The 20,006-nt window shown below is 44.9% G+C and carries 15 protein-coding genes and 1 riboswitch; of the genes, 7 read left to right on the top strand and 8 right to left on the bottom strand.

Translation table 11 applies throughout. The features are described 5' to 3' along the window. Positions 1 to 208: 208 nt before the first annotated feature. From ACFI6G_RS13165 to tadA, 3 genes are all read left to right on the top strand, one after another. The gene (locus ACFI6G_RS13165) at positions 209 to 1,771 is read left to right on the top strand and encodes an AbgT family transporter (RefSeq protein ID WP_462710295.1); all 1,563 of its coding nucleotides are present in this window, start codon (positions 209 to 211) and stop codon (positions 1,769 to 1,771) included. A 209-nt stretch (positions 1,772 to 1,980) separates the two neighbouring features. After that, positions 1,981 to 3,270 carry a hemolysin family protein gene (locus tag ACFI6G_RS13170; RefSeq protein ID WP_010438948.1) on the top strand — a complete coding sequence of 430 codons (1,290 nt, stop codon included), beginning with the start codon at positions 1,981 to 1,983 and terminating at the stop codon, positions 3,268 to 3,270. Positions 3,271 to 3,357: 87 nt separating this feature from the next. Then, positions 3,358 to 3,930, top strand: a complete 573-nt coding sequence (gene tadA, locus ACFI6G_RS13175) for a tRNA adenosine(34) deaminase TadA (RefSeq protein WP_462710296.1) — start codon at positions 3,358 to 3,360, stop codon at positions 3,928 to 3,930. A gap of 75 nt (positions 3,931 to 4,005) precedes the next feature. On the opposite strand, the gene ACFI6G_RS13180 is transcribed toward tadA, so the two are convergent. Beyond that, a complete protein-coding gene (locus ACFI6G_RS13180) occupies positions 4,006 to 4,140 on the bottom strand; it encodes a hypothetical protein (protein WP_010438952.1) in 135 nt (44 codons plus the stop codon). 368 nt (positions 4,141 to 4,508) lie between these two features. Continuing rightward, positions 4,509 to 6,077, bottom strand: a complete 1,569-nt coding sequence (gene mltF, locus ACFI6G_RS13185; protein ID WP_010438955.1) for a membrane-bound lytic murein transglycosylase MltF — start codon at positions 6,075 to 6,077, stop codon at positions 4,509 to 4,511. A gap of 329 nt (positions 6,078 to 6,406) precedes the next feature. Between mltF and purL the strand changes: the two genes are divergently transcribed. Continuing rightward, the gene (purL, locus tag ACFI6G_RS13190) at positions 6,407 to 10,303 is read left to right on the top strand and encodes a phosphoribosylformylglycinamidine synthase (RefSeq protein WP_462710297.1); all 3,897 of its coding nucleotides are present in this window, start codon (positions 6,407 to 6,409) and stop codon (positions 10,301 to 10,303) included. A gap of 253 nt (positions 10,304 to 10,556) precedes the next feature. Further along, entirely contained in the window at positions 10,557 to 11,090 is a 534-nt protein-coding gene (locus tag ACFI6G_RS13195) for a DUF3332 domain-containing protein (RefSeq protein WP_462710298.1), read from the top strand. 98 nt (positions 11,091 to 11,188) lie between these two features. On the opposite strand, the gene dapD is transcribed toward ACFI6G_RS13195, so the two are convergent. Then, positions 11,189 to 12,220 (bottom strand): 2,3,4,5-tetrahydropyridine-2,6-dicarboxylate N-succinyltransferase, encoded by a 1,032-nt coding sequence (dapD, locus tag ACFI6G_RS13200; protein WP_010438963.1) that lies wholly within the window; start codon positions 12,218 to 12,220, stop codon positions 11,189 to 11,191. Positions 12,221 to 12,725: 505 nt separating this feature from the next. On the opposite strand from dapD, the gene ushA reads away from it, so the two are divergent. After that, entirely contained in the window at positions 12,726 to 14,426 is a 1,701-nt protein-coding gene (gene ushA, locus ACFI6G_RS13205) for a bifunctional UDP-sugar hydrolase/5'-nucleotidase UshA (protein ID WP_299072076.1), read from the top strand. Positions 14,427 to 14,497: 71 nt separating this feature from the next. On the opposite strand, the gene ACFI6G_RS13210 is transcribed toward ushA, so the two are convergent. The 5 genes from ACFI6G_RS13210 to ACFI6G_RS13230 all read right to left on the bottom strand — a co-directional run bounded on the left by ACFI6G_RS13210 (position 14,498) and on the right by ACFI6G_RS13230 (position 18,791). Further along, on the bottom strand, positions 14,498 to 15,139 hold the full coding sequence (locus ACFI6G_RS13210; RefSeq protein WP_010438967.1) for a MarC family protein: 642 nt from the start codon (positions 15,137 to 15,139) through the stop codon (positions 14,498 to 14,500). A 232-nt stretch (positions 15,140 to 15,371) separates the two neighbouring features. Then, a complete protein-coding gene (locus tag ACFI6G_RS13215; protein ID WP_016797245.1) occupies positions 15,372 to 16,361 on the bottom strand; it encodes a GGGtGRT protein in 990 nt (329 codons plus the stop codon). A 24-nt stretch (positions 16,362 to 16,385) separates the two neighbouring features. Then, the gene (locus ACFI6G_RS13220) at positions 16,386 to 17,078 is read right to left on the bottom strand and encodes an iron-sulfur cluster assembly scaffold protein (RefSeq protein ID WP_065206889.1); all 693 of its coding nucleotides are present in this window, start codon (positions 17,076 to 17,078) and stop codon (positions 16,386 to 16,388) included. 194 nt (positions 17,079 to 17,272) lie between these two features. Then, positions 17,273 to 17,357, bottom strand: a riboswitch (Fluoride riboswitch). Positions 17,358 to 17,512: 155 nt separating this feature from the next. Continuing rightward, positions 17,513 to 17,806: a YebG family protein gene (locus ACFI6G_RS13225; RefSeq protein WP_004735185.1), complete on the bottom strand. Its 294-nt coding sequence runs from the start codon at positions 17,804 to 17,806 to the stop codon at positions 17,513 to 17,515. A gap of 88 nt (positions 17,807 to 17,894) precedes the next feature. Next, positions 17,895 to 18,791 carry a LysR family transcriptional regulator gene (locus tag ACFI6G_RS13230; RefSeq protein WP_017110226.1) on the bottom strand — a complete coding sequence of 299 codons (897 nt, stop codon included), beginning with the start codon at positions 18,789 to 18,791 and terminating at the stop codon, positions 17,895 to 17,897. A gap of 161 nt (positions 18,792 to 18,952) precedes the next feature. On the opposite strand from ACFI6G_RS13230, the gene ACFI6G_RS13235 reads away from it, so the two are divergent. Then, on the top strand, positions 18,953 to 19,948 hold the full coding sequence (locus ACFI6G_RS13235) for a TDT family transporter (RefSeq protein ID WP_462710299.1): 996 nt from the start codon (positions 18,953 to 18,955) through the stop codon (positions 19,946 to 19,948). Positions 19,949 to 20,006 lie beyond the last annotated feature (58 nt).

The raw sequence follows: 20,006 nt of genomic DNA on the forward strand, positions 1-20,006 counted from the left end.
TAAAACTCTGTATATGGAATGGTATGTTTTGTGTTTTTGTATTGTTGCTGTTGTATGGTATTTTTGCAAAATATGTCTCCATTTATGGAAAATAAGATGGAATCTTGTGCTTTTTAATGACGACTTTAATAGAATATGTGCTGCACCAATAGGCCATGGTCCAAACTTATATTAGGCCTAAACAAACAACATCACATATGGAGTTACCATGAGTAACCAAGCCGTAAAAAAAGCACCATCGACTGAGAAGATCAGTGGAATGGACCGCTTTCTAAACTTCATTGAACGCGCCGGCAACAAAATTCCAGATCCAGCAATTCTGTTCTTCTGGGCTCTAGTTATTGTATGGGTAGCATCTGCACTTTTGTCGAATCTTTCATTCGATCTAATCAACCCTCAAACGGGTGCTGCTCTAGAAGTTAACAACCTACTCACTGGTGAAGCGCTTGCTAGCTTCCTCGCGAATATGGTTACCACGTTCACAGGTTTCGCACCTCTAGGCATCGTACTTGTTGCTATGCTAGGTGTTGGCGTTGCTGACTCTTCAGGCTTCATTACGACTGGCCTTAAGAAGATGCTTAATTTCACGCCAGCTAAGCTATTAACGCCAATGCTAATCTTGGTTGCTATCGTGTCTCACACAGCAGCAGATGCAGGTTACGTTCTAGTCATTCCTCTTGGCGGCATCATCTTCCACGCAGCGGGTCGTCACCCTCTAGCGGGTATTGCAGCAGCGTTTGCTGGTGTATCAGGTGGTTTCTCAGCGAATTTCATTCCTTCAGGTATTGATCCGCTACTAGCAGGTTTCACTCAAACCGCGGCAAACGTTCTTGACCCTGTATACGTGGTTAACCCTCTAGCGAACATCTTCTTTACTGGCCTATCTTCAGTTCTAATCGTTGGTATAGGTTGGTACGTAACAGAGAAGGTTATTGAGCCTCGTCTTGCTAACACACCTGTTGATGAAGATGCAGAACAGGCACCTGACCTAGGTACATTCACAGCGATTGAATCTAAAGCATTCAAATTTGCTGGTTGGGCAATGGTTGCGGGTATTGGTCTACTTATCGCAGCTTTGGTTCCTGAAAACTCAGCACTTCGTTCGCCTGAAGGTGAACTAACAGCGTTCTCAGCGCCAGTAATGAAGTCTATTGTTCCTCTGATCTTCATCCTGTTTATTATTCCAGGTATCGTCTACGGCCGTGTAGCGGGTACTTTCAAGAATAGTAATGATGTTATCAAAGCAATGTCTGAGACAATGGCAACGATGGGCGCGTACATTGTAATGTCGTTCTTCTGTGCTCAGTTCCTATCTGCATTCGCTCAATCAAACATCGGTACTATGCTGGCACTTTATGGTGCAGAAGGCTTGAAAGCGATGGACCTTCCAGGTGAAGCAACGGTTGTTGGTATGATTCTACTAACGGCTGCAGTTAACCTTCTTGTGGGTTCAGCTTCAGCTAAGTGGGCTCTTATTGGTCCTATCTTAGTTCCTATGCTAATGGTTGTGGGTATCTCTCCAGAGCTATCTCAAGCGGCTTACCGTGTTGGTGATTCAGTGTCTAACATCATCTCTCCATTGATGGTGTTCTTCCCACTGGTTGTTGTTTACTGTCAACGTTACGTTAAGTCGACAGGTATCGGTACTCTAGCTTCTCTAATGATGCCATTCTCGATTGCTATGCTAATCGGTTGGTCAATCTTCTTGCTAGCTTACTGGGCTCTTGGTATCCCACTAGGTATCCAAGCTCCTTACACTTACACAATGTAAGCTAAGTAAGAAAAGCAAAAAGTTAGTAAGATAAAATCATCGAAGCCTGCACCAAAATGTGCGGGCTTTTTTTTTCGCTATTTTTGTCTATTTTTTTATATCTAAGACTTTTTATATCCACAACTTTTTATATTCAAAATCAAGGCACTCAGCTTATACTCCGGATTACGGCTAATTGTTGGCCGGTAAAATTAGGAAATCCAAGCCACATGAAGATTCTGCTTTTAGTGGGGTTAATTGTTTTAAATGGTCTGTTTGCTATGTCAGAGATTGCACTGGTAGCAGCAAAGAATAGTCGGTTGAAACGCTTAGCCGAAAAACATCGCTCCGCTCAGGTTGCTCTCGAGCTCAAAGAAAATCCTACTCGTTTCCTTTCAACCATTCAGATTGGTATTACAGTGATAGGCCTACTCAGCGGTATTGTGGGTGAGGCGACCCTATCTGCGCCACTGGCCGTTCAACTTGAACTCTGGGAATTCGACCCTGCACAAGCAAATATCCTGTCTACTGCGATCGTCGTTGTTGGTATTACTTATTTCGCGATTGTTGTGGGTGAGTTGGTGCCAAAGCGTTTTGCTCAATCCCAAGCTGAAAACATCGCCGTGTTAGTCGCATTGCCTATCTTCTGGTTATCTAAAATCGCGACACCATTTGTGTTTGCGTTGTCTGCTTCAACCGAAGGTATTCTCAAATTAATGGGACGTGGTGGTGAAGAAGATAGTGTCACTGAAGATGACATTCATGCCCTAGTGAAAGAAGGCTCTGAATCTGGTGTGATAGAACGTGGCGAGCAAGAGATGATTCGTAATATCTTGCAGCTTGATGATCGTCTTGTGAGCTCGTTGATGACCCCACGGCGAGACGTCGATTTTCTGGATATTGACCAACCTGTTGAGCAGTTGCTGAAGAAGCTGCGTTTATCAAAGCACAGCGTATTTCCACTTTGCCAAGACCACCTTAATCAAGTCGTCGGTACGGTGTCAGCCAAAGCTTTGCTGAATCAGGCGGGCAATTTAAGTATTCAAGTTATTATGGGGCTCTCTAAATCCCCAATCTATGTTCCAGAGTCGATGAAGGCGTTGCGCTTACTGAGCTACTTTAAAGGTTCAGGTGCTGAGATGGTCTTTATTGTTGATGAATATGGCGATGTGCAAGGCCTTGTGACGCACTATGACATTCTTGAAGCGATCGCCGGTGAGCTGTCTAATAACCCTCAAGACCTGTGGACTGAGGAAGTCGAAGACGGTTTACTGGTGGATGGATTGATCCCGCTCAGTGAACTAAAGAATCGCTTAGAGCTATCAGAGCTAGAAGTTGAGAAAGAAGGTTTCCAGACGTTGAACGGCTTAATCTCTTGGTTAATTGGTCGCTTACCTGAGGTTGGCGAGGTTGTCGAATATCAGCAATGGCAGTTTGAAATTACCTCGGTTGAAAACAATCGAATTGTCAGCGTCAAAGCGACTCCGATAACCAACGACTTTAGCGACGCTAGTCGTTAGTGACTCAATGAACAGGCCTGCCGTTAATATCTTTAATCTCGCTATTGTTCGTTGTCTCGCTATTGTTCATTATTACTAAGATTAGGTATGCTTCACGGCATACCTATTTTTTGCTTTACCTTTTTGGAGTTCCCTTTGTCAGATCATCAATTTAGCCCTCAAGATGAAATCTTCATGCGACGCGCCATCGAGGTAGCGAAGCAAGCTGAGAAAGAGGGAGAGGTTCCCGTTGGTGCGATACTGGTTAAAGATGGAGAGATTATCGCTGAAGGGTGGAACCGTTCGATTGGCAGCCACGATGCGACAGCACATGCTGAAATCGAAACCTTACGTAAAGCGGGCCAAGCTTTGGAAAATTATCGCTTACTTGATACTACGTTATACGTCACTTTAGAACCATGCCCTATGTGCGCAGGTGCTTTGTTACACAGCCGCGTAAAACGAATTGTCTTTGGAGCGCCAGACTTAAAGGCGGGAGCTGCAGGTACAGTACTTAATTTGTTTGAAAGCCAAGCCTCATACCACTATGCCGACGTTGAACATGGCTTGCTAGAAGCTGAGTGTCGTGAGCAATTGCAGGCGTTTTTCAAGCGTCGTAGAAAAGAGATCAAAGAGAAAAGAAAGCAAGAGCGCTCAGAGGAAGAATCGAGACAGAAATAAGGCCCATCTAAATAGGCACTCTATCTTTTAGGAGTGCCTAAGTGCCTAAGCAAACTTACTTGGTCATCATGGCATTTACTCAGCAATCATCTGCATGAAAGCACGGTTGCGCCAAATGATCTTTTTCTTATTATTTGAAAGCATACGCTTACGACGGTTTGCAGCAACAGTCTTATCAAGGCGTTTCGATTTCAGCTTGTTCTTCATCATTTCAATGACTTCCTATTTGTCGTCTGACTTTTTAATTTGGACTAACGATTTAATTATAGTGTTATTCGTTTATTTGGCCTGTCGTACGCTTGGCTTACTTAGAAGAGCAGTTCTAGTCTAAAGCCAGCATCGAAGTTCAACAGAGCATAATCTTGATTGTGGTGTGCCGTTATAAGGTTCGATTGTTACTGCAATATGACATTCCTAATTTCACAACACAGTTTTATGGTGAGAATCCCCAGTTGCTTAGTTGCTTAGTTGCTTAGTTGCTAGTTACTTAGTTACTCAGTCAGAGATTCTGCTATTTTGCTTCTTATCTTGCAGACAATAAAAAAGAGCAATGCTAATTGGCATTGCTCTTTTGGATTTTACTGCAAGGATTCTGAACTGCTGACTGTCGGCTGAGCTGCGCTGATAGTCGATTCTGCACCTGAGATTTCTAGAGGTGGGATCACCACCAAATCTTCAAGGTTAGCCTCTTGTTCTTTATTTCGCTTATTTACATGACCAATAATGCTTTGGTAATAACGGCGAATGTTCTCTACGTAGTTCTTAGCTTCATCACCACGTGCATACCCGTACCGAGTTTGGCTGTAATATTTCTTTTGTCTTAGCAGAGGTAACCTATCTTTTACATCACCCCAAGCGTCAGGATCGCCACCTTGCGCTTTGGTTAAGCGACGAGCATCCATCATATGTCCGTAACCGACGTTATATGAGGCTAGGGCAAACCAGATTTTTTCGTGTTGGGTGATTGAGTCTGGAACTCGGTTAACGATACGACGCAAGTATTCAACACCACCTTGTACCGACTGTTTAGGGTCAAGACGGTTAGTCACGCCAACGCTTTTCGCTGTGGGTAGCGTCAGCATCATCATGCCACGTACACCGGTTGGTGAGCGAGCAACAGGATTCCAGTGTGACTCTTGGTATGCCAAAGCGGCAATCAAGCGCCAGTCAAACTCTTGAGAGTATTCCTGAAAGAGTGGCGACCATTTTGGCAGTTTGCTATCCAGTGCACGGATAAAGGCGCGAGTATCAACGTAATCAAAGGTACCAATGTGACCTATATACTTCTCTTCGAGTGATGCGAGCTCACCAGATTGTTTTAGGTTGCCGAAGAATTCAATCAGTAAAGCATACAGGCTTTCGTCTTCAGATTTCTGTAAGTACCAAGAGATAGGTTGGTCTTCTGTTAGCTCAAAAGCGAGAGCGACCTCTGGATACAAACGTTGCGCCAATGAAAGCTCAATTGAATCTGCAACGGTAAACAGTCGCTCTCCTGTCGAGACTTCTTTTAGTAGGTCGTTGACGTCCGCATTACCGACCGCATCGTAGGTAAAGTCATCATGTGTGTTCTGTAGCTGTTTTAGTGTTGGCTCGAAGTGTGAGTCTTTTACTACAACTAAAGAGGGGGTCAGTGTTTCGCTTGATGACGCCTCTTCTGATTCAGTTTGTGCTTTTTCAAACTCAGCCTGACGTTCATTTTCAAACTTGATCAGTTGCTCAAGGTTTCTTGGTCGCCACTGGCCTTTTTTGTACACGACTTGTTGGCTTACATAATAATAAGCTGGCGCAGCGCGATAAGCGCGTGTCAGGTTACTATTTTGCGTTAACCCAGTTGCGATAAGATCGATTTCGCCTTTCTGTAACGCTGGGAATAGGCCGGATAAACGGTAAGCGGGTTTAACCTCAAGCTTTACACCAAGCTCTTGCGCAAACTCACGAGCTAATTCGTAATCCAAGCCTGCTGGGCCATCTGGACCGATGTAATAAGAGAGTTGGTTATTCAAGGTGCCGACACGAAGAACGCCACGGTCTCGTATCTGCTCAAGAACACTTTTAGGTTCAGATTCAATCTGGCATCCCGCTAACCCAAACAGAGCGATAGCGATCAGAAGGAATTTAGACGAAAAGATGAGCGTAAATTTAGGCATCAAAATGAAATCTCAAAAAGTAGAAGCTCCTTTATACCAAACCCCGCAAGACTGGCAAAGCTGCTTTAATTAAACAGTTGTAAAAGTGCTGATAAATGCAGCAAAAGTTCCATTTGAGCAGAAAGATAAAAAAAATAACGCAAACGGTTGCTTTTGGTGTTACGTCACAAAAAGAAATGCTTTATAATGCGCTCGCATTGAAGAGGTGGGATCGGCATAGGTTTGGCAACCTTCGGGAATAGCTTCGAAGAAAACAGTTAGGTTGTTCCTATAACCCACTGAATTTATTCCAATACTACCTTAATCAACTGCATAAGAGACCTAAGCACATGAGAATTTTGCGTGGCTCCCCAGCTCTATCTGAGTTTCGTGTTAACAAGCTTTTAGAGCTTTGTCGTGAATTAAGCTTACCTGTAACAGGTATTTACGCTGAGTTTGCCCACTTTGCTGATCTAACGGCAGACCTAGACGAGTCTGAAGTTGAGAAGCTAGAAAAGCTACTGACTTACGGTCCAACGATTGAAGAGCATGAGCCTGAAGGTTTATTGCTGCTTGCAACGCCACGCCCAGGCACTATCTCGCCTTGGTCTTCAAAATCAACAGATATCGCACATAACTGCGGACTGGCTAAAGTGTCACGTCTAGAGCGCGGTACTGCTTTCTACATTGAAACCTCTTCTGAACTTTCTGAGCTTCAACTTGTTGAGCTGAAAGCAATCCTGCACGACCGTATGATGGAAGTGGTTTTCACTGACTTCGAATCAGCGGCTGCACTATTTACAGTTGCTGAGCCTGCTCCATATGCGGAAGTTGACCTATTAACTGGTGGGCGTAAAGCGCTTGAAGAAGCAAACGTTATCCTAGGTCTAGCACTTGCAGAAGATGAGATTGATTACCTTCTTGAAAGCTTTACTGAAAAGCTAGGTCGTAACCCGACTGACATCGAGCTAATGATGTTTGCACAAGCGAACTCAGAGCACTGTCGTCACAAGATCTTTAACGCTGATTGGACTATCGATGGCGTTAAGCAAGAAAAATCATTGTTCAAGATGATTAAGAACACCTTTGAAACGACACCAGAACACGTTCTGTCTGCTTATAAAGATAACGCAGCAGTAATGACCGGTTCTGAAGTGGGTCGTTTCTTCCCAGATCCAGAAACTCGCCAATACAACTACCACCAAGAAAAAACACACATCTTGATGAAAGTTGAAACGCATAACCACCCAACGGCAATCTCTCCATGGCCGGGCGCATCAACAGGTTCAGGCGGCGAAATCCGTGATGAAGGCGCAACCGGTATTGGTGGTAAGCCAAAAGCTGGCCTTGTTGCTTTCTCTGTATCTAACCTTAAGATCCCGAACTTCGTTCAACCTTGGGAAACTGACTTTGGTAAGCCGAGCCGTATCGTTACTGCTTTGGATATCATGCTTGAAGGTCCTCTTGGTGGCGCAGCATTCAACAACGAATTTGGTCGTCCAAACCTATTAGGTTACTTCCGTACATACGAAGAGAAAGTAAATTCTCACGCCGGCGAAGAAGTGCGTGGGTACCATAAACCAATCATGCTTGCTGGTGGTCTAGGCAACATTCGTGATGATCATGTTCAGAAGAAAGAGATCCCAGTAGGTGCAAGCCTAATCGTTCTTGGTGGTCCAGCAATGAACATCGGCCTTGGTGGCGGTGCTGCATCTTCAATGGATTCGGGTTCATCTTCTGAAGACCTAGATTTCGCTTCTGTACAACGTGAAAACCCAGAGATGGAACGTCGTTGTCAGGAAGTTATCGACCGTTGTTGGCAGCTTGGTGATGCGAACCCAATCGCATTCATCCACGATGTGGGCGCGGGCGGTATCTCGAATGCTCTTCCTGAGCTAGTCGACGACGGCGAGCGTGGCGGTATCTTTAATCTACGTGACGTACCAAACGATGAGCCGGGCATGAGCCCACTTGAGATCTGGTGTAACGAATCTCAAGAGCGTTACGTTATGGCGGTTGCTGATAAAGACATGGCAACGTTCGACGCGATTTGTAAACGTGAACGCGCACCATATGCAGTGGTTGGTAAGGCAACAGAAGAGCGTGATCTGAAACTAGAAGATTCACACTTCGACAACACGCCAATCGACATGCCTATGGACATCCTATTAGGTAAAACACCTAAGATGCACCGTGACGCGAAGACGCTAAAAGCAAACAATCCTGCGATTGACCGTTCTGGTATCGAACTAAACGAAGCGGTTGACCGTATTCTTCGCCTACCAACAGTGGCAGAGAAAACATTCCTAATCACTATCGGTGACCGCTCGGTAACGGGTCTTGTAGCTCGTGACCAAATGGTTGGCCCATGGCAGGTTCCAGTTGCTAACTGTGCGGTAACGGCAGCAAGTTACGACTCTTACCACGGTGAGGCGATGTCTCTTGGTGAGCGTACGCCAGTTGCACTACTTGATTTCGGCGCGTCAGCTCGTCTAGCGGTTGGTGAAGCAATCACTAACATTGCAGCGACCAACATCGGCGATATCAAACACATTAAACTGTCGGCTAACTGGATGTCTCCAGCAGGTCACCCTGGTGAAGATGCAGGCCTTTATGAAGCGGTTAAAGCCGTGGGTGAAGAGCTATGTCCGGCACTGGGTCTAACTATCCCTGTGGGTAAAGACTCAATGTCGATGAAGACTAAGTGGGAAGAGAACGGCGAGCAGAAAGAAGTCACGTCTCCGCTATCTCTTGTTATCACTGCGTTTGCACGTGTTGAAGATGTTCGTAAAACGATTACTCCTCAATTACGTACAGACAAAGGTAATACAAGCCTAGTTCTTATCGATTTAGGTAACGGCAAAAACCGCATGGGTGCAACAGCACTTGCTCAGGTTTACAAGCAGCTTGGTGATAAGCCAGCAGACGTAGACAACGCGGCACAGCTAAAAGGCTTCTACGAAGGCGTTCAAGCACTTGTAGCGAACGACCAAGTTGTCGCTTACCACGATAAAGGCGATGGCGGTCTATTCGTAACGCTAGCTGAAATGGCGTTCGCAGGTCACTGTGGTGTTAATGCTGATATTGCAGCGCTAGGCGAAGATGCTCTAGCAGCACTATTCAACGAAGAACTGGGTGCGGTAATCCAAGTTCGTAACGACGACCTAGACACAGTACTTTCAACTCTTGCAACAAATGGCCTAGAAGCGTGTTCACACGTAATCGGCTCTGTTGAAGCCTCTGATGAGCTAGTGATTAAGTCTGGCGAGTCTGTAGTGATTGAACGTAACCGCACTGAATTACGTACTATCTGGGCTGAAACCACGCACAAGATGCAAGGTCTACGTGATAACCCAATCTGTGCAGACCAAGAGCACGAAGCGAAGAAAGACAACTCAGATCCAGGTCTGAACGTGAAACTAAGCTTTGACGTAAACGAAGATATTGCAGCGCCATTCATTAACACGGGCGCTAAGCCTAAGATGGCGATTCTACGTGAGCAGGGGGTTAACTCTCACGTTGAAATGGCAGCAGCATTCGACCGTGCAGGCTTCGAAGCGACGGATATTCACATGAGCGACATCCTAACGGGTCAAGCGGTATTAGAAGAGTACAACGGCCTTGTAGCTTGTGGTGGCTTCTCTTACGGTGACGTACTAGGCGCTGGTGAAGGTTGGGCTAAGTCGGTTCTATTTAACGACTCGACTCGTGATCAATTTGAAAACTTCTTCAAACGTGAAGATACCTTCTCTCTAGGTGTGTGTAACGGTTGTCAGATGTTGTCTAACCTACGTGAACTTATTCCGGGTGCTGAGTACTGGCCACGTTTCGTTCGTAACGAATCAGAACGTTTTGAAGCTCGTTTCAGCCTAGTTGAAGTTCAGAAGTCTGATTCTGTATTCTTCAACGGCATGGAAGGTTCTCGTATGCCAATCGCTGTTTCTCACGGTGAAGGCCGCGTAGAAGTGCGTGACAACGACCACCTAAACGCGATTGAAAACTCAGGTACGGTTGCTCTACGCTACGTTGATAACAACGGTAACCAAACGCAGCAATACCCGAACAACCCGAATGGTTCGCCAAACGCTATCACAGGTTTAACGACTACCGATGGCCGCGTAACTATTATGATGCCTCACCCAGAGCGTGTATTCCGTACGGTTGCTAACTCTTGGTCTCCAGAAGGTTGGGGCGAGAATGGCGCTTGGATGCGTATGTTCCAAAACGCACGTAAGAATGTGGGTTAATCTGGTTCACTAAACTGAATCATTTGAAAAGCCAATAAAAGCGCAGACCGAAAGGTCTGCGCTTTTTTGTTGGCAACTCTTTAGGAACCAGAGCGAAACAATTAACGTTTGCAGTTTGCTGTTCTAAAAAACTCCACTACGCTAAATGTTATGGAATCAATTTGTTAGGCTCTGAATTTCTGTACGTGAACAGGAAGACTGCTGTTTGGCTATGCAAAAAACTGAATCAATCATTGTGGCATAAGAGGGAACTATGAAAACAACAATTACAAAAGCCGTTGCAGTAGCAGCGATTGTCATGTCGTTAGCTGGGTGTGTTGGTAGTAATGCGGTTACTGGGAAACTAATGAAGTTTAACGTTGAGGTTGTAGACAACCGTTACGCTCGTGCCGGGGTCAACTTCTTGCTTGCTCCAGTTTACGCTTTAACATTCGCAGCCGATTACATCGTATTCAACTCGATCGAATTCTGGGTAGGCAAAAACCCACTCACTGGCGCGCCTCACATCTTTGATAGCAAAGTCGACACCATGATTGATGTGAACGACAGCCTAGATGATTCGCTGAAAGAAGCCCCACTTAGTTTCAACAATCGTCATATCGAGCAAGGCGAAATGCAACAAATCGATGAAAATACGATACGTATGGACATTACCTATAATGATGGCCAAAAAGCTGTACTGATGGGTGTTCGTGATGGCGACAAGGTCAGTTACTACATGGATGGAACATTGGTTTCAGAAACTTCTATTCAGGCTCTTGAGCAGCTGGCAGCCGAAAAAGCATAATCTAGTTTGTTTATTCTTATAAAAGAAAAGCCGCTGGATTAAACCCCCAGCGGCTTTGTAGTTTTTAGTATCTAGTAATTTAGCGTCTAACGTTTAGATTAGTTGTTGCTGTGTAGCTCGCTGTTTAGTTCAACAGCAGACTTGTTCGCTAGGCACTCAATTTGACCTGTGATCGAGTTGCGACGGAACAGCAGATCAGAAACGCCAGCAAGGTCACGAGCTTTAATGATTTCTACTTCGTTGCCTTCTTTATCTAGCATGCGAACTTTAGTTCCCGCAGTCACGTAAAGACCCGATTCAACCGTACAACGGTCGCCCATTGGGAAGCCAAGACCTGCATTTGCACCTAGTAGACAGTTTTCGCCGATAGAGATAACCATAGTACCGCCACCTGACAGAGTACCCATGATAGAAGCGCCGCCGCCGATATCAGAACCGTTACCCACAACAACACCAGCAGAGATACGACCTTCAACCATGCTCACACCAGTTGTACCTGCATTGAAGTTGATGAAACCTTCGTGCATTACTGTTGTGCCTTCACCTACGTGTGCGCCAAGACGAACACGAGAAGTATCAGCGATACGAATACCTGTTGGTACCACGTAATCCACCATTTTAGGGAATTTGTCTACGCAATCTACAGTCAGAGCACGACCAGCTAGACGAGCTTCAATTTGACGCTCCGCTAGTTCAGGAAGGTCGATAGGGCCTTCGTTTGTCCATGCGATGTTGTGCAGTAAACCGAAGATACCGTCTAGTACCGTACCGTGCGGTTGTACTAAGCGGTTAGAGATAAGTTGTAGCTTTAGGAAGCCTTCAGCAACAGATGCAGGCTTCTCGTCAGTAGCAAGAATAACAAGAACAAGTGGCTGTTCAGACGCTGCAGCTTTTTCTGCGAAAGATGCGTTTGCTGCATCGTCGTTTGCTGCGAATGCTTTCGCTAGTTCTGCGCTTTGTGCAGCAGAGATTTCGATAGCTTGGTTGCCTTCAGAGTAACCTGATACTTCAGCCACTGCGGCCACAAGAGCGTCGCTTGGATTTAGAAGTGGATTAGGGAAGAACGCTTCAATAATTTTATTGTCGCGATTTGTGGTTGCCGTACCGAAGGCTAGTGAAAAGTAAGCCATGTTGAATCTCCATGTGTTGAGTCTTGATTTTGCTATTCAATAACAGAAGCTCGAATAAGAAGCGCTGCCGTTAGCAAAGTTAATTTAATTGCGTTCATCATAAAGAGAGCGCCCTCGTTATGAAAGGGCGTATCGGGATAAAGTCTGTAAAATGATATTGCTTGTCTTTTTAGCGATAGTTTTCATTATCCGGATATTATAGCTCGCTCTTAAACAGGGGCGTGCTTGCTTAAGTAGCGCTGTGTCATTTCATTTCCACACCTGACACTTATCTTTAGCCCATCCTCTTGTTAGCAGTATCAATAGAGTGAGTCACACTTTCTTTATAAATTCATGTTTATTATCAGAATTATTCGACTTCTGTTGATTAATCGCTTGTGCCTACAGTTAGGGTAAATACTCAATTTTCCAGAAGTGTAATTAAGAGAACGATCACTAAAACCCTGCAAGATGTCAGTATATTGCCTGCCATAACGACATTAAAACGATTAATAAAGGATCTTCTATGAATTTTACTAAGTCTTTACTGGTGCTCTCTATCGGCATAGCGATGGTTGGTTGTGGCTCGGATAGTGACGACATCACGGTAACGTGTGACACAGCTGCTTCTTGTACCAAGTTTACTGTGTTACATACTAACGATAATCACGGTCGTTTTTGGGAGAACAGTAAGGGTGAGTATGGGATGGCGGCTCGTAAGACGCTGATTGATAGTATTCGTGCAGAAGTTACTCAAAATGGTGGTGAGACGATACTATTGTCCGGTGGCGACATTAATACTGGTGTGCCAGAGTCTGATATGCAGGATGCGGTACCAGATTTTGTAGGTATGAATCTTCTTGGTTACGACGCGATGGCGTTAGGTAATCACGAGTTCGACAATAGCTTGGATGTGTTAGATATGCAGGCGGAATTGGCCGACTTCCCGATGCTAGCGGCTAATATTTATATCAAAGATGGAGACACAGTTACTGATGAACGCCTTTTCTCTCCATATAAAGTATTCACTATCAATGGCTTAAAGGTTGCGGTTATTGGCCTGACAACTAAAGATACGGCGAAATTAGTTAACCCTGACAACGTCGCGACGATTCACTTTGCCGACCCGCAAGTCGAAATCAAAAAAGCCATAAAAGAAATTGAGGCCAATGAAACGGTTGATTTGATTTTTGCTACGACTCATATGGGGCACTACGCAGATGGTCAGCATGGTAGTGAAGCGCCTGGCGATGTGTTGCTTGCTCGCTCTCTAGAAGAAGGTCAGTTAGATGCCATTATTGGCGGGCACTCTCAAAATCCTGTTTGTATGGAAGGTAATGAATATGCTGATTTCAATCCGGGAGATGACTGTAAGCCGGATCAGCAAAATGGTACCTACATCATGCAAGCTCACGAATGGGGTAAATATGTAGGTAGAGCTGATTTTGAGTTTTACGATGGAAAGCTGCATTTAGCGAAGTACGACCTGATACCCGTGAACTTAAAAGAGAAGGATGAAAATGGTGATTACCAATTTATCCAATCTGAAATTGAACCTAATTCAACAGTAATTGCTACTCTTTCCGCGTATCAGCAGCAGGGACAAGAGTTGTTAGATGTCATTATCTCTAAAACCGATGCGAAGCTTGAAGGTGACCGTAATGTGGTTCGATCTGAGCAAACTAACCTTGGTCATTTGTTAGGGGAAGCTTATCGCACTTATAAGTTAGTTAATGCTGATTTTGGTGTGATGAACTCTGGTGGTGTTCGTGACTCAATTGCGGCGGGTGATATTGCTTATCGTGATGTGCTGACGGTTCAACCTTTCGGAAACTTCGTGACCAAAGCAACGATGACAGGGGCTGAGGTTAAAGCATATTTAGACGTTGTTGCGACGATGACTGCAGGATCTGGCGCTTATGCCCAGCTCGACAATATTAGCTTAACCGTCGACTGTGATTTGAGTGATGTGACCATTCGAGATATCAATGGCAAAGGCTTTGATTTAGCGGACACCTACACGTTCTCCGTGATCAGCTTTAGTGCCGCTGGCGGTGATGACTACCCAATAATTGATGTTGAGTCGACGCAGTTAACGGATGCCGCTGTGTTGCGCGAGTTCTTTGTTAATAACCCTAATGTCACTGCCGCGCAGTACGCACCAGCAGATGGTGATCTAATCTATATGAGTAATGGTTTAGAAGTGAAAGGCTGCCCAGCGAACTAATTCACAAACAAGCCTTAAAAAATAGCCAGCAAATTGCTGGCTATTTTTGTATTGGAATTTTGAGGTATTAACTAGATAAACAGCGCCTTGTAAGCCTGTTCTATCCCTTCAATCAACATCTGCATACCAATAACTGCAAGTATCAAACCCATCATTCGAGTAATTACGTTCAACGCACTTGGTCCGACAGCTTTAACAAAGCGCTCCCCGAATACAAACAGTATGTAGGTTAGGGTACATAGGAGGCCAAACGCAACAATGGTAATGATGGTCTCGTAAATCCCCTCTGTGCTGGCAAAGTTCATCGCAGTTGCAATGGTGCCGGGACCCGCTAGTATTGGCATGGCTAAAGGTGATACCGCGATACTCAATGCTGCATCTTGCTGCGCGTCTGAATTGACCTTCTCTTTTGCTTTGGCATGCGTCGAGTCACCTTGTAGCATGTGAAAACCAATCAGAAATACAAGAATACCGCCGGTTATGCGCAGTGCGTAAAGCGTGATACCAAACAGGTCAAAGATGAGCTTGCCGGAAATAGCAAAGGTACTCACGATGATAAAGGCGATGAACACTGAGCGGAAAGCGATCGACTTAACCATCTCTCTATTGCTATCAGCCGTTAAACCCAAAAATATTGGGGTATTGGCGATGGGATTCATGATGGCAAAAAAGCCCATGAATACGGTGATGGTATGAATGATCAACTCTTTCATATTATTCCTTTAAAAATATAAGGTTAAATACCTAGCGATAGGTGCATTTAATCTTATAGATAAATAACGATTAGGAATAGATAGTAGAGCAAATATGGATAAAAAACAGCCAGCTTCAAACTGGCTGTTTAGATTTAGTGATAGATGTCGAGGTTCATTTGCGCGTTATTGTCGGTTTATCAATTAACGGATTTCTTATGGAGCCTCTAATTAGATTTACTAAGTTCAGTCGTTAGGCGTTTTGAGCTTCACTAACAGCAACCGCGAGAGCGACTGTCGCGCCTACCATTGGGTTGTTACCCATACCGATGAAGCCCATCATTGCCACGTGAGCCGGAACAGAAGAGCTACCAGCGAACTGAGCGTCAGCGTGCATTCTGCCCATGGTATCTGTCATGCCGTAAGACGCAGGGCCTGCTGCCACGTTATCTGGGTGTAATGTTCGACCTGTACCGCCGCCTGAAGCAACTGAGAAGTAAGGTAAACCTTGGCGAGTACGCTCTGCTTTGTAGATACCTGCAACAGGGTGTTGGAAGCGCGTTGGGTTAGTTGAGTTACCTGTAATACTCACATCTACTTCTTCTCTGTGCATGATTGCCACGCCTTCACGTACATCATCAGCGCCGTAACACAAGATCTCTCCGCGAGGGCCTTGTGAGAAGCGGCGACGTTCTGTTTCAACAAGCTCACCCGTTTGGTAATCGTATTGAGTGCGCACGTAGGTAAAACCATTGATGCGAGAAATTAAGTAAGCCGCATCTTTACCTAGACCATTGAGTATTACCTTTAATGGGGTGTGACGTGATTTGTTGACGTTGAGTGCAATTTTAATCGCACCTTCTGCAGCAGCAAAAGATTCATGGCCCGCAAGGAAAGCAAAACAGTGGCTTTCTTCATTTAGAAGACGCGCAGCTAGCGCACCGTGGCCGATCCCCACTTGGCGTTGCTCAGCAACACTGCCAGGTTTGGTGAATGCTTGAAGGCCTTCACCAATGATATTCGCAGCTTGTTCAGCGTTGCTTGCTTTGCGGAATAGAGCGAGTGCTGAACCAAGGATATAAGCATCGGCAGCGCTTTCAAAAGCAATAGGTTGGGTGTCCATCACCATGGCTTTTGGATCAACGTTGTGGGCTTTACAGTATTGGTTCGCTTGCTCTAAAGAATCGAAGTTCATTTCTGCCAATACGCGAGTTACTGATTCATTAAATTGAGTGTTCATCATATCTTTCCTCTAAATTGGCAAAAATTATTGTTGGCGTGGATTAATGGTGGTTACAGCTTCATCGAAGCGACCGTAGGTTCCCATAGCCAGGTCTGCTGCTTCATTGGCTGACATACCTTGATTAATCGCCTTCATCATTTTGCCGAGGTTGAGATATTCGTAGCCAATTACTTCGCTATGGTCATCAAGTGCAAGCTTGGTCACGTAACCCTCTGCAAGCTCTAGGTAACGAACGCCTTTCGCTGAGGTTGAATAGCTGGTACCTACTTGACTACGTTGTGTTTGACCTAGGTCTTCTAATGCCGCGCCAATTTCTAGGCCGCCTTCAGAGAATGCTGATTGAGTTCGACCGTAAACGAATTGCAGAAAGATTTCGCGCATCGCTACGTTAATAGCGTCACACACTAAGTCAGTATTCAGGGCTTCAAGAATGGTTCTTCCTGTGAGGATTTCGGCTGCCATCGCGGCTGATTGAGTCATGCCTGAACAACCAATCGTTTCGATTAGCGCTTCTTCGATGATGCCGTTTTTTACGTTTAGCGTTAGTTTGGCAGCACCTTGTTGTGGTGCACAAGTGCCAACGCCATGGCTTAAGCCAGAAATAGCGATAACGTCTTTTGGACTAACCATAGCGCCTTCAACTGGAATTGGCGCTGAAGTGTGAAGATCACCCCTTTGAATAGGGCACATTGATTGAATTTCTGAAGAGTAGTGCATAATGTTTTCTCACTGATAGAGCCATTTAAGACCTAGGGCGTTGAGAAAACAGGACGTGTTGGAAGAGGTGCGGCTAATTCACTACAGATCTTGAGTATCGGTAATCCAAAGGTGTCATGAAGCTCGGTCTTAATAGACTAAGTCCATTTCAAAATGGAGGAATAGCGATACATCCAACAGTATTACCTGTTTTCGATTCTGTAGGAGTCATTAGCACTGTTCGAAAAGAACGGGCGGTTGAAGCAAAAGCTTAGGTGGAACCCCATCACCTGATGACTATAGATTAGATCTTTATCACACTTTTGTGCAAGCGAATGTTTAGAGCGATTTCGACTATAAACAAGCTTCATTATATTTCAATAAGTATAAAAAAACGCCAACAACGGACTCTTATTAGAGGCATTATTGACGTTTTTTAGAAAGGTATCAGCTAGTTATGCTGCATCTTCTTCTGCGTCTTCAACAGCTTCAAGTTTCTTTTCTTTTTTCGGAGCTGGTTTGCGCTTAGCACCTAGTGCGTAAAGAACTTCTTCTTTATTCTTCGCTAGGTACATTGCAAGTTCTTCTTGCTTGCCTTCATCTTCAACTAAATCGCTTTTGCTTAACAGTTCAAAAAGCTCATCAGCCATATCCAGCATTTTGTCGTATGCGTCAGCTTCGGCTTTAGAGGTAAAAGTCATTTTCTCTTCTCCGTTGCGTTCGACCACGTACTTGACGATAACAGCCATGGTTAATCCTCTAAGTTTGATAAATTTTACTGGCTTTTTATACAGTTTCTGATGCAAAAAGTCCAGTTGATGACCTAACTATGCGGCCTCAATCTTGATGTGTAGCCCAGTCTTCACAATAACCCATGAAAGATTTCAGTAACGGGCTTTGATATTTGTCTTTGTGCACCAGCATCCAGAATCGGCGTTTCATGTCGAGCGGGACATCGAGTGCTTTTACTCGGCCGGAATCAATCGCTCGTTGTGCGGCTAACCGTGATAAACAGGCGAGCCCAAGCCCTGCAGAAACCGAATTGATGATGGCCTCGGTGGTGTTGAGTTCAAAGGACTCATACCAATGCTCAATACGAGGTGCGACAGCACGCAGGAAAAACTCGCGAGTTCCTGAACCTGACTCTCTCAGTATCCAGTGGCTGCCTTCTAAATCTTGCAATGCAACTTTGTCTTGAGAAAGGAGAGGGTGTTGATTACTAACGATAATGCACATTTCATCGCTACTGAACTGGCTAGAGATCAACTCCGGATGGAGTGTTTTTCCTTCAATTAACGCGATATCCAGTTCATAATCCACCAACTTTTGGCAGATCAGCGCACTGTTTGAAATGAACAAGCTCTGATCTTGATGCTGAGTTAGTTCGCGAAAGCCAGACAGAATAAACGGTGCAACCTGATTACCAATCGTGTCACTCGCGCCAACCTTTAAATTGCCACTTAATGGTTGGTCATCTCGGAACAAAACATCGATACCTGCGGCTCTATGAAGAATCTCGTCAGCCAAAGGAAGTAGCTTTTGTCCTTCTTGATTGAGAATTAATCGGTTGTTGACCCGGTCAAATAGAGAGTGGCCCAATTGTTTCTCCATTTCGCCCAGCGCCATGCTGACAGCAGCCTTAGACAAAAACAGTGCTTCCGATGCGGCGGTAAGCGTCGAATGTTGGGTAATGGTGACAAACACTTTGAGTTGTTTGATTGAAATATTAGCCATCAGGTTCCTAGTTTTACGCTGCTGGTGGAAAGGTGTCGTTCAGTATTAATGAACACTTGTTATATATAATTGGATATTGTTTAACGAAGCGCAAGCGTATTATGGCTTCAACAAGCTGATGAGTTCACAAGTTTAGTGAATTAAGTTTAAGAGAGGCTGACATGATTCAACGTATTAAATATAGATTAACAGGAGCTCCAACACCCATGGCAGGGTTAGCACTCGCAATTGCAAGCTTAGGCTGGTGTTGGGATGGTGTTTTAGTTGCACAAGGTACTTTACACACACCGGGTTTGGTGCAATGGATCAGTGCTGGCATTGCGGCCGTATTACTTCTTGTTTTAGCTGTGAAATTTTTGATTCACGGCCACTTATTACGTGAAGACCTTGCTCACCCTGTTGTCGGCAGTGTTGTACCCACATTCGCGATGGGTTGTATGGTGGTGTCTGCTTCGTTGGCTCCAATCTCTCAATTCTTACAAGAAGCAGTGTGGCTCGCTTCGGTAGCGTTACATGTCGTGTTCTTGGTGAGCTTCTTATACCACAGAGCTAAAAACTTTGAGATTCACCACATGGTGCCAAGTTGGTTTGTGCCACCGATCGGTATTATCGTAACTGACGTGTCTTTCTCTGGTAATCCAGTTTTAGAGCCAGTAGCGAACGCGACTTTGGTATTTGGTTTATTGGTTTACGCTGTGATGCTACCACTGATGGTTTACCGTTTGATCTTCTCTCACGAAGTGCCAGATGCAGCAAAACCAACGATTGCGATTATGGCAGCACCAGCGAGTCTATCTTTAGCAGGCTACCTAACGGTGACGGCAAATCCTTCACCTGTGATCATTGGCTTGCTATTTGGTATCGCGGTGTTGATGACCTTTATTATCTACATCGCGTTTTTCAAACTACTTCGTCTGCCATTTAGCCCAGGTTATGCGGCGTTTACCTTCCCAATCGTGATTGGTGCAACGGCGTTATTCAAATTGGCGGCTTGGATGCAAACTGTTGGTGTGGAAACTCACTATGTGGATCAAGTCTTTAACCTAGCCTATCTAGAATTGATTGTGGCAACGTTTGTAGTGGGTTATGTGGCGGTTCGTTATTACATGAATTACAAACCTCACCGTGTTCTAAGTGCGGTAGGCAGTAGATTGTAAGAAGCAATAGTTCAAAAGATAAACGGACCTTAAGTTTTCAGTATTTCATCAGCTTATA

This window comes from Vibrio sp. PSi01, assembly GCF_054960695.1.

Coding starts and splice junctions, on each gene's coding strand:
- ACFI6G_RS13165 (WP_462710295.1), top strand. CDS start 209: ATGAGTAACCAAGCCGTAAAAAAAGCACCATCGACTGAGAAGATCAGT.
- ACFI6G_RS13170 (WP_010438948.1), top strand. CDS start 1,981: ATGAAGATTCTGCTTTTAGTGGGGTTAATTGTTTTAAATGGTCTGTTT.
- tadA (WP_462710296.1), top strand. CDS start 3,358: ATGCTTCACGGCATACCTATTTTTTGCTTTACCTTTTTGGAGTTCCCT.
- ACFI6G_RS13180 (WP_010438952.1), bottom strand. CDS start 4,140: ATGATGAAGAACAAGCTGAAATCGAAACGCCTTGATAAGACTGTTGCT.
- mltF (WP_010438955.1), bottom strand. CDS start 6,077: ATGCCTAAATTTACGCTCATCTTTTCGTCTAAATTCCTTCTGATCGCT.
- purL (WP_462710297.1), top strand. CDS start 6,407: ATGAGAATTTTGCGTGGCTCCCCAGCTCTATCTGAGTTTCGTGTTAAC.
- ACFI6G_RS13195 (WP_462710298.1), top strand. CDS start 10,557: ATGAAAACAACAATTACAAAAGCCGTTGCAGTAGCAGCGATTGTCATG.
- dapD (WP_010438963.1), bottom strand. CDS start 12,220: ATGGCTTACTTTTCACTAGCCTTCGGTACGGCAACCACAAATCGCGAC.
- ushA (WP_299072076.1), top strand. CDS start 12,726: ATGAATTTTACTAAGTCTTTACTGGTGCTCTCTATCGGCATAGCGATG.
- ACFI6G_RS13210 (WP_010438967.1), bottom strand. CDS start 15,139: ATGAAAGAGTTGATCATTCATACCATCACCGTATTCATGGGCTTTTTT.
- ACFI6G_RS13215 (WP_016797245.1), bottom strand. CDS start 16,361: ATGATGAACACTCAATTTAATGAATCAGTAACTCGCGTATTGGCAGAA.
- ACFI6G_RS13220 (WP_065206889.1), bottom strand. CDS start 17,078: ATGCACTACTCTTCAGAAATTCAATCAATGTGCCCTATTCAAAGGGGT.
- ACFI6G_RS13225 (WP_004735185.1), bottom strand. CDS start 17,806: ATGGCTGTTATCGTCAAGTACGTGGTCGAACGCAACGGAGAAGAGAAA.
- ACFI6G_RS13230 (WP_017110226.1), bottom strand. CDS start 18,791: ATGGCTAATATTTCAATCAAACAACTCAAAGTGTTTGTCACCATTACC.
- ACFI6G_RS13235 (WP_462710299.1), top strand. CDS start 18,953: ATGATTCAACGTATTAAATATAGATTAACAGGAGCTCCAACACCCATG.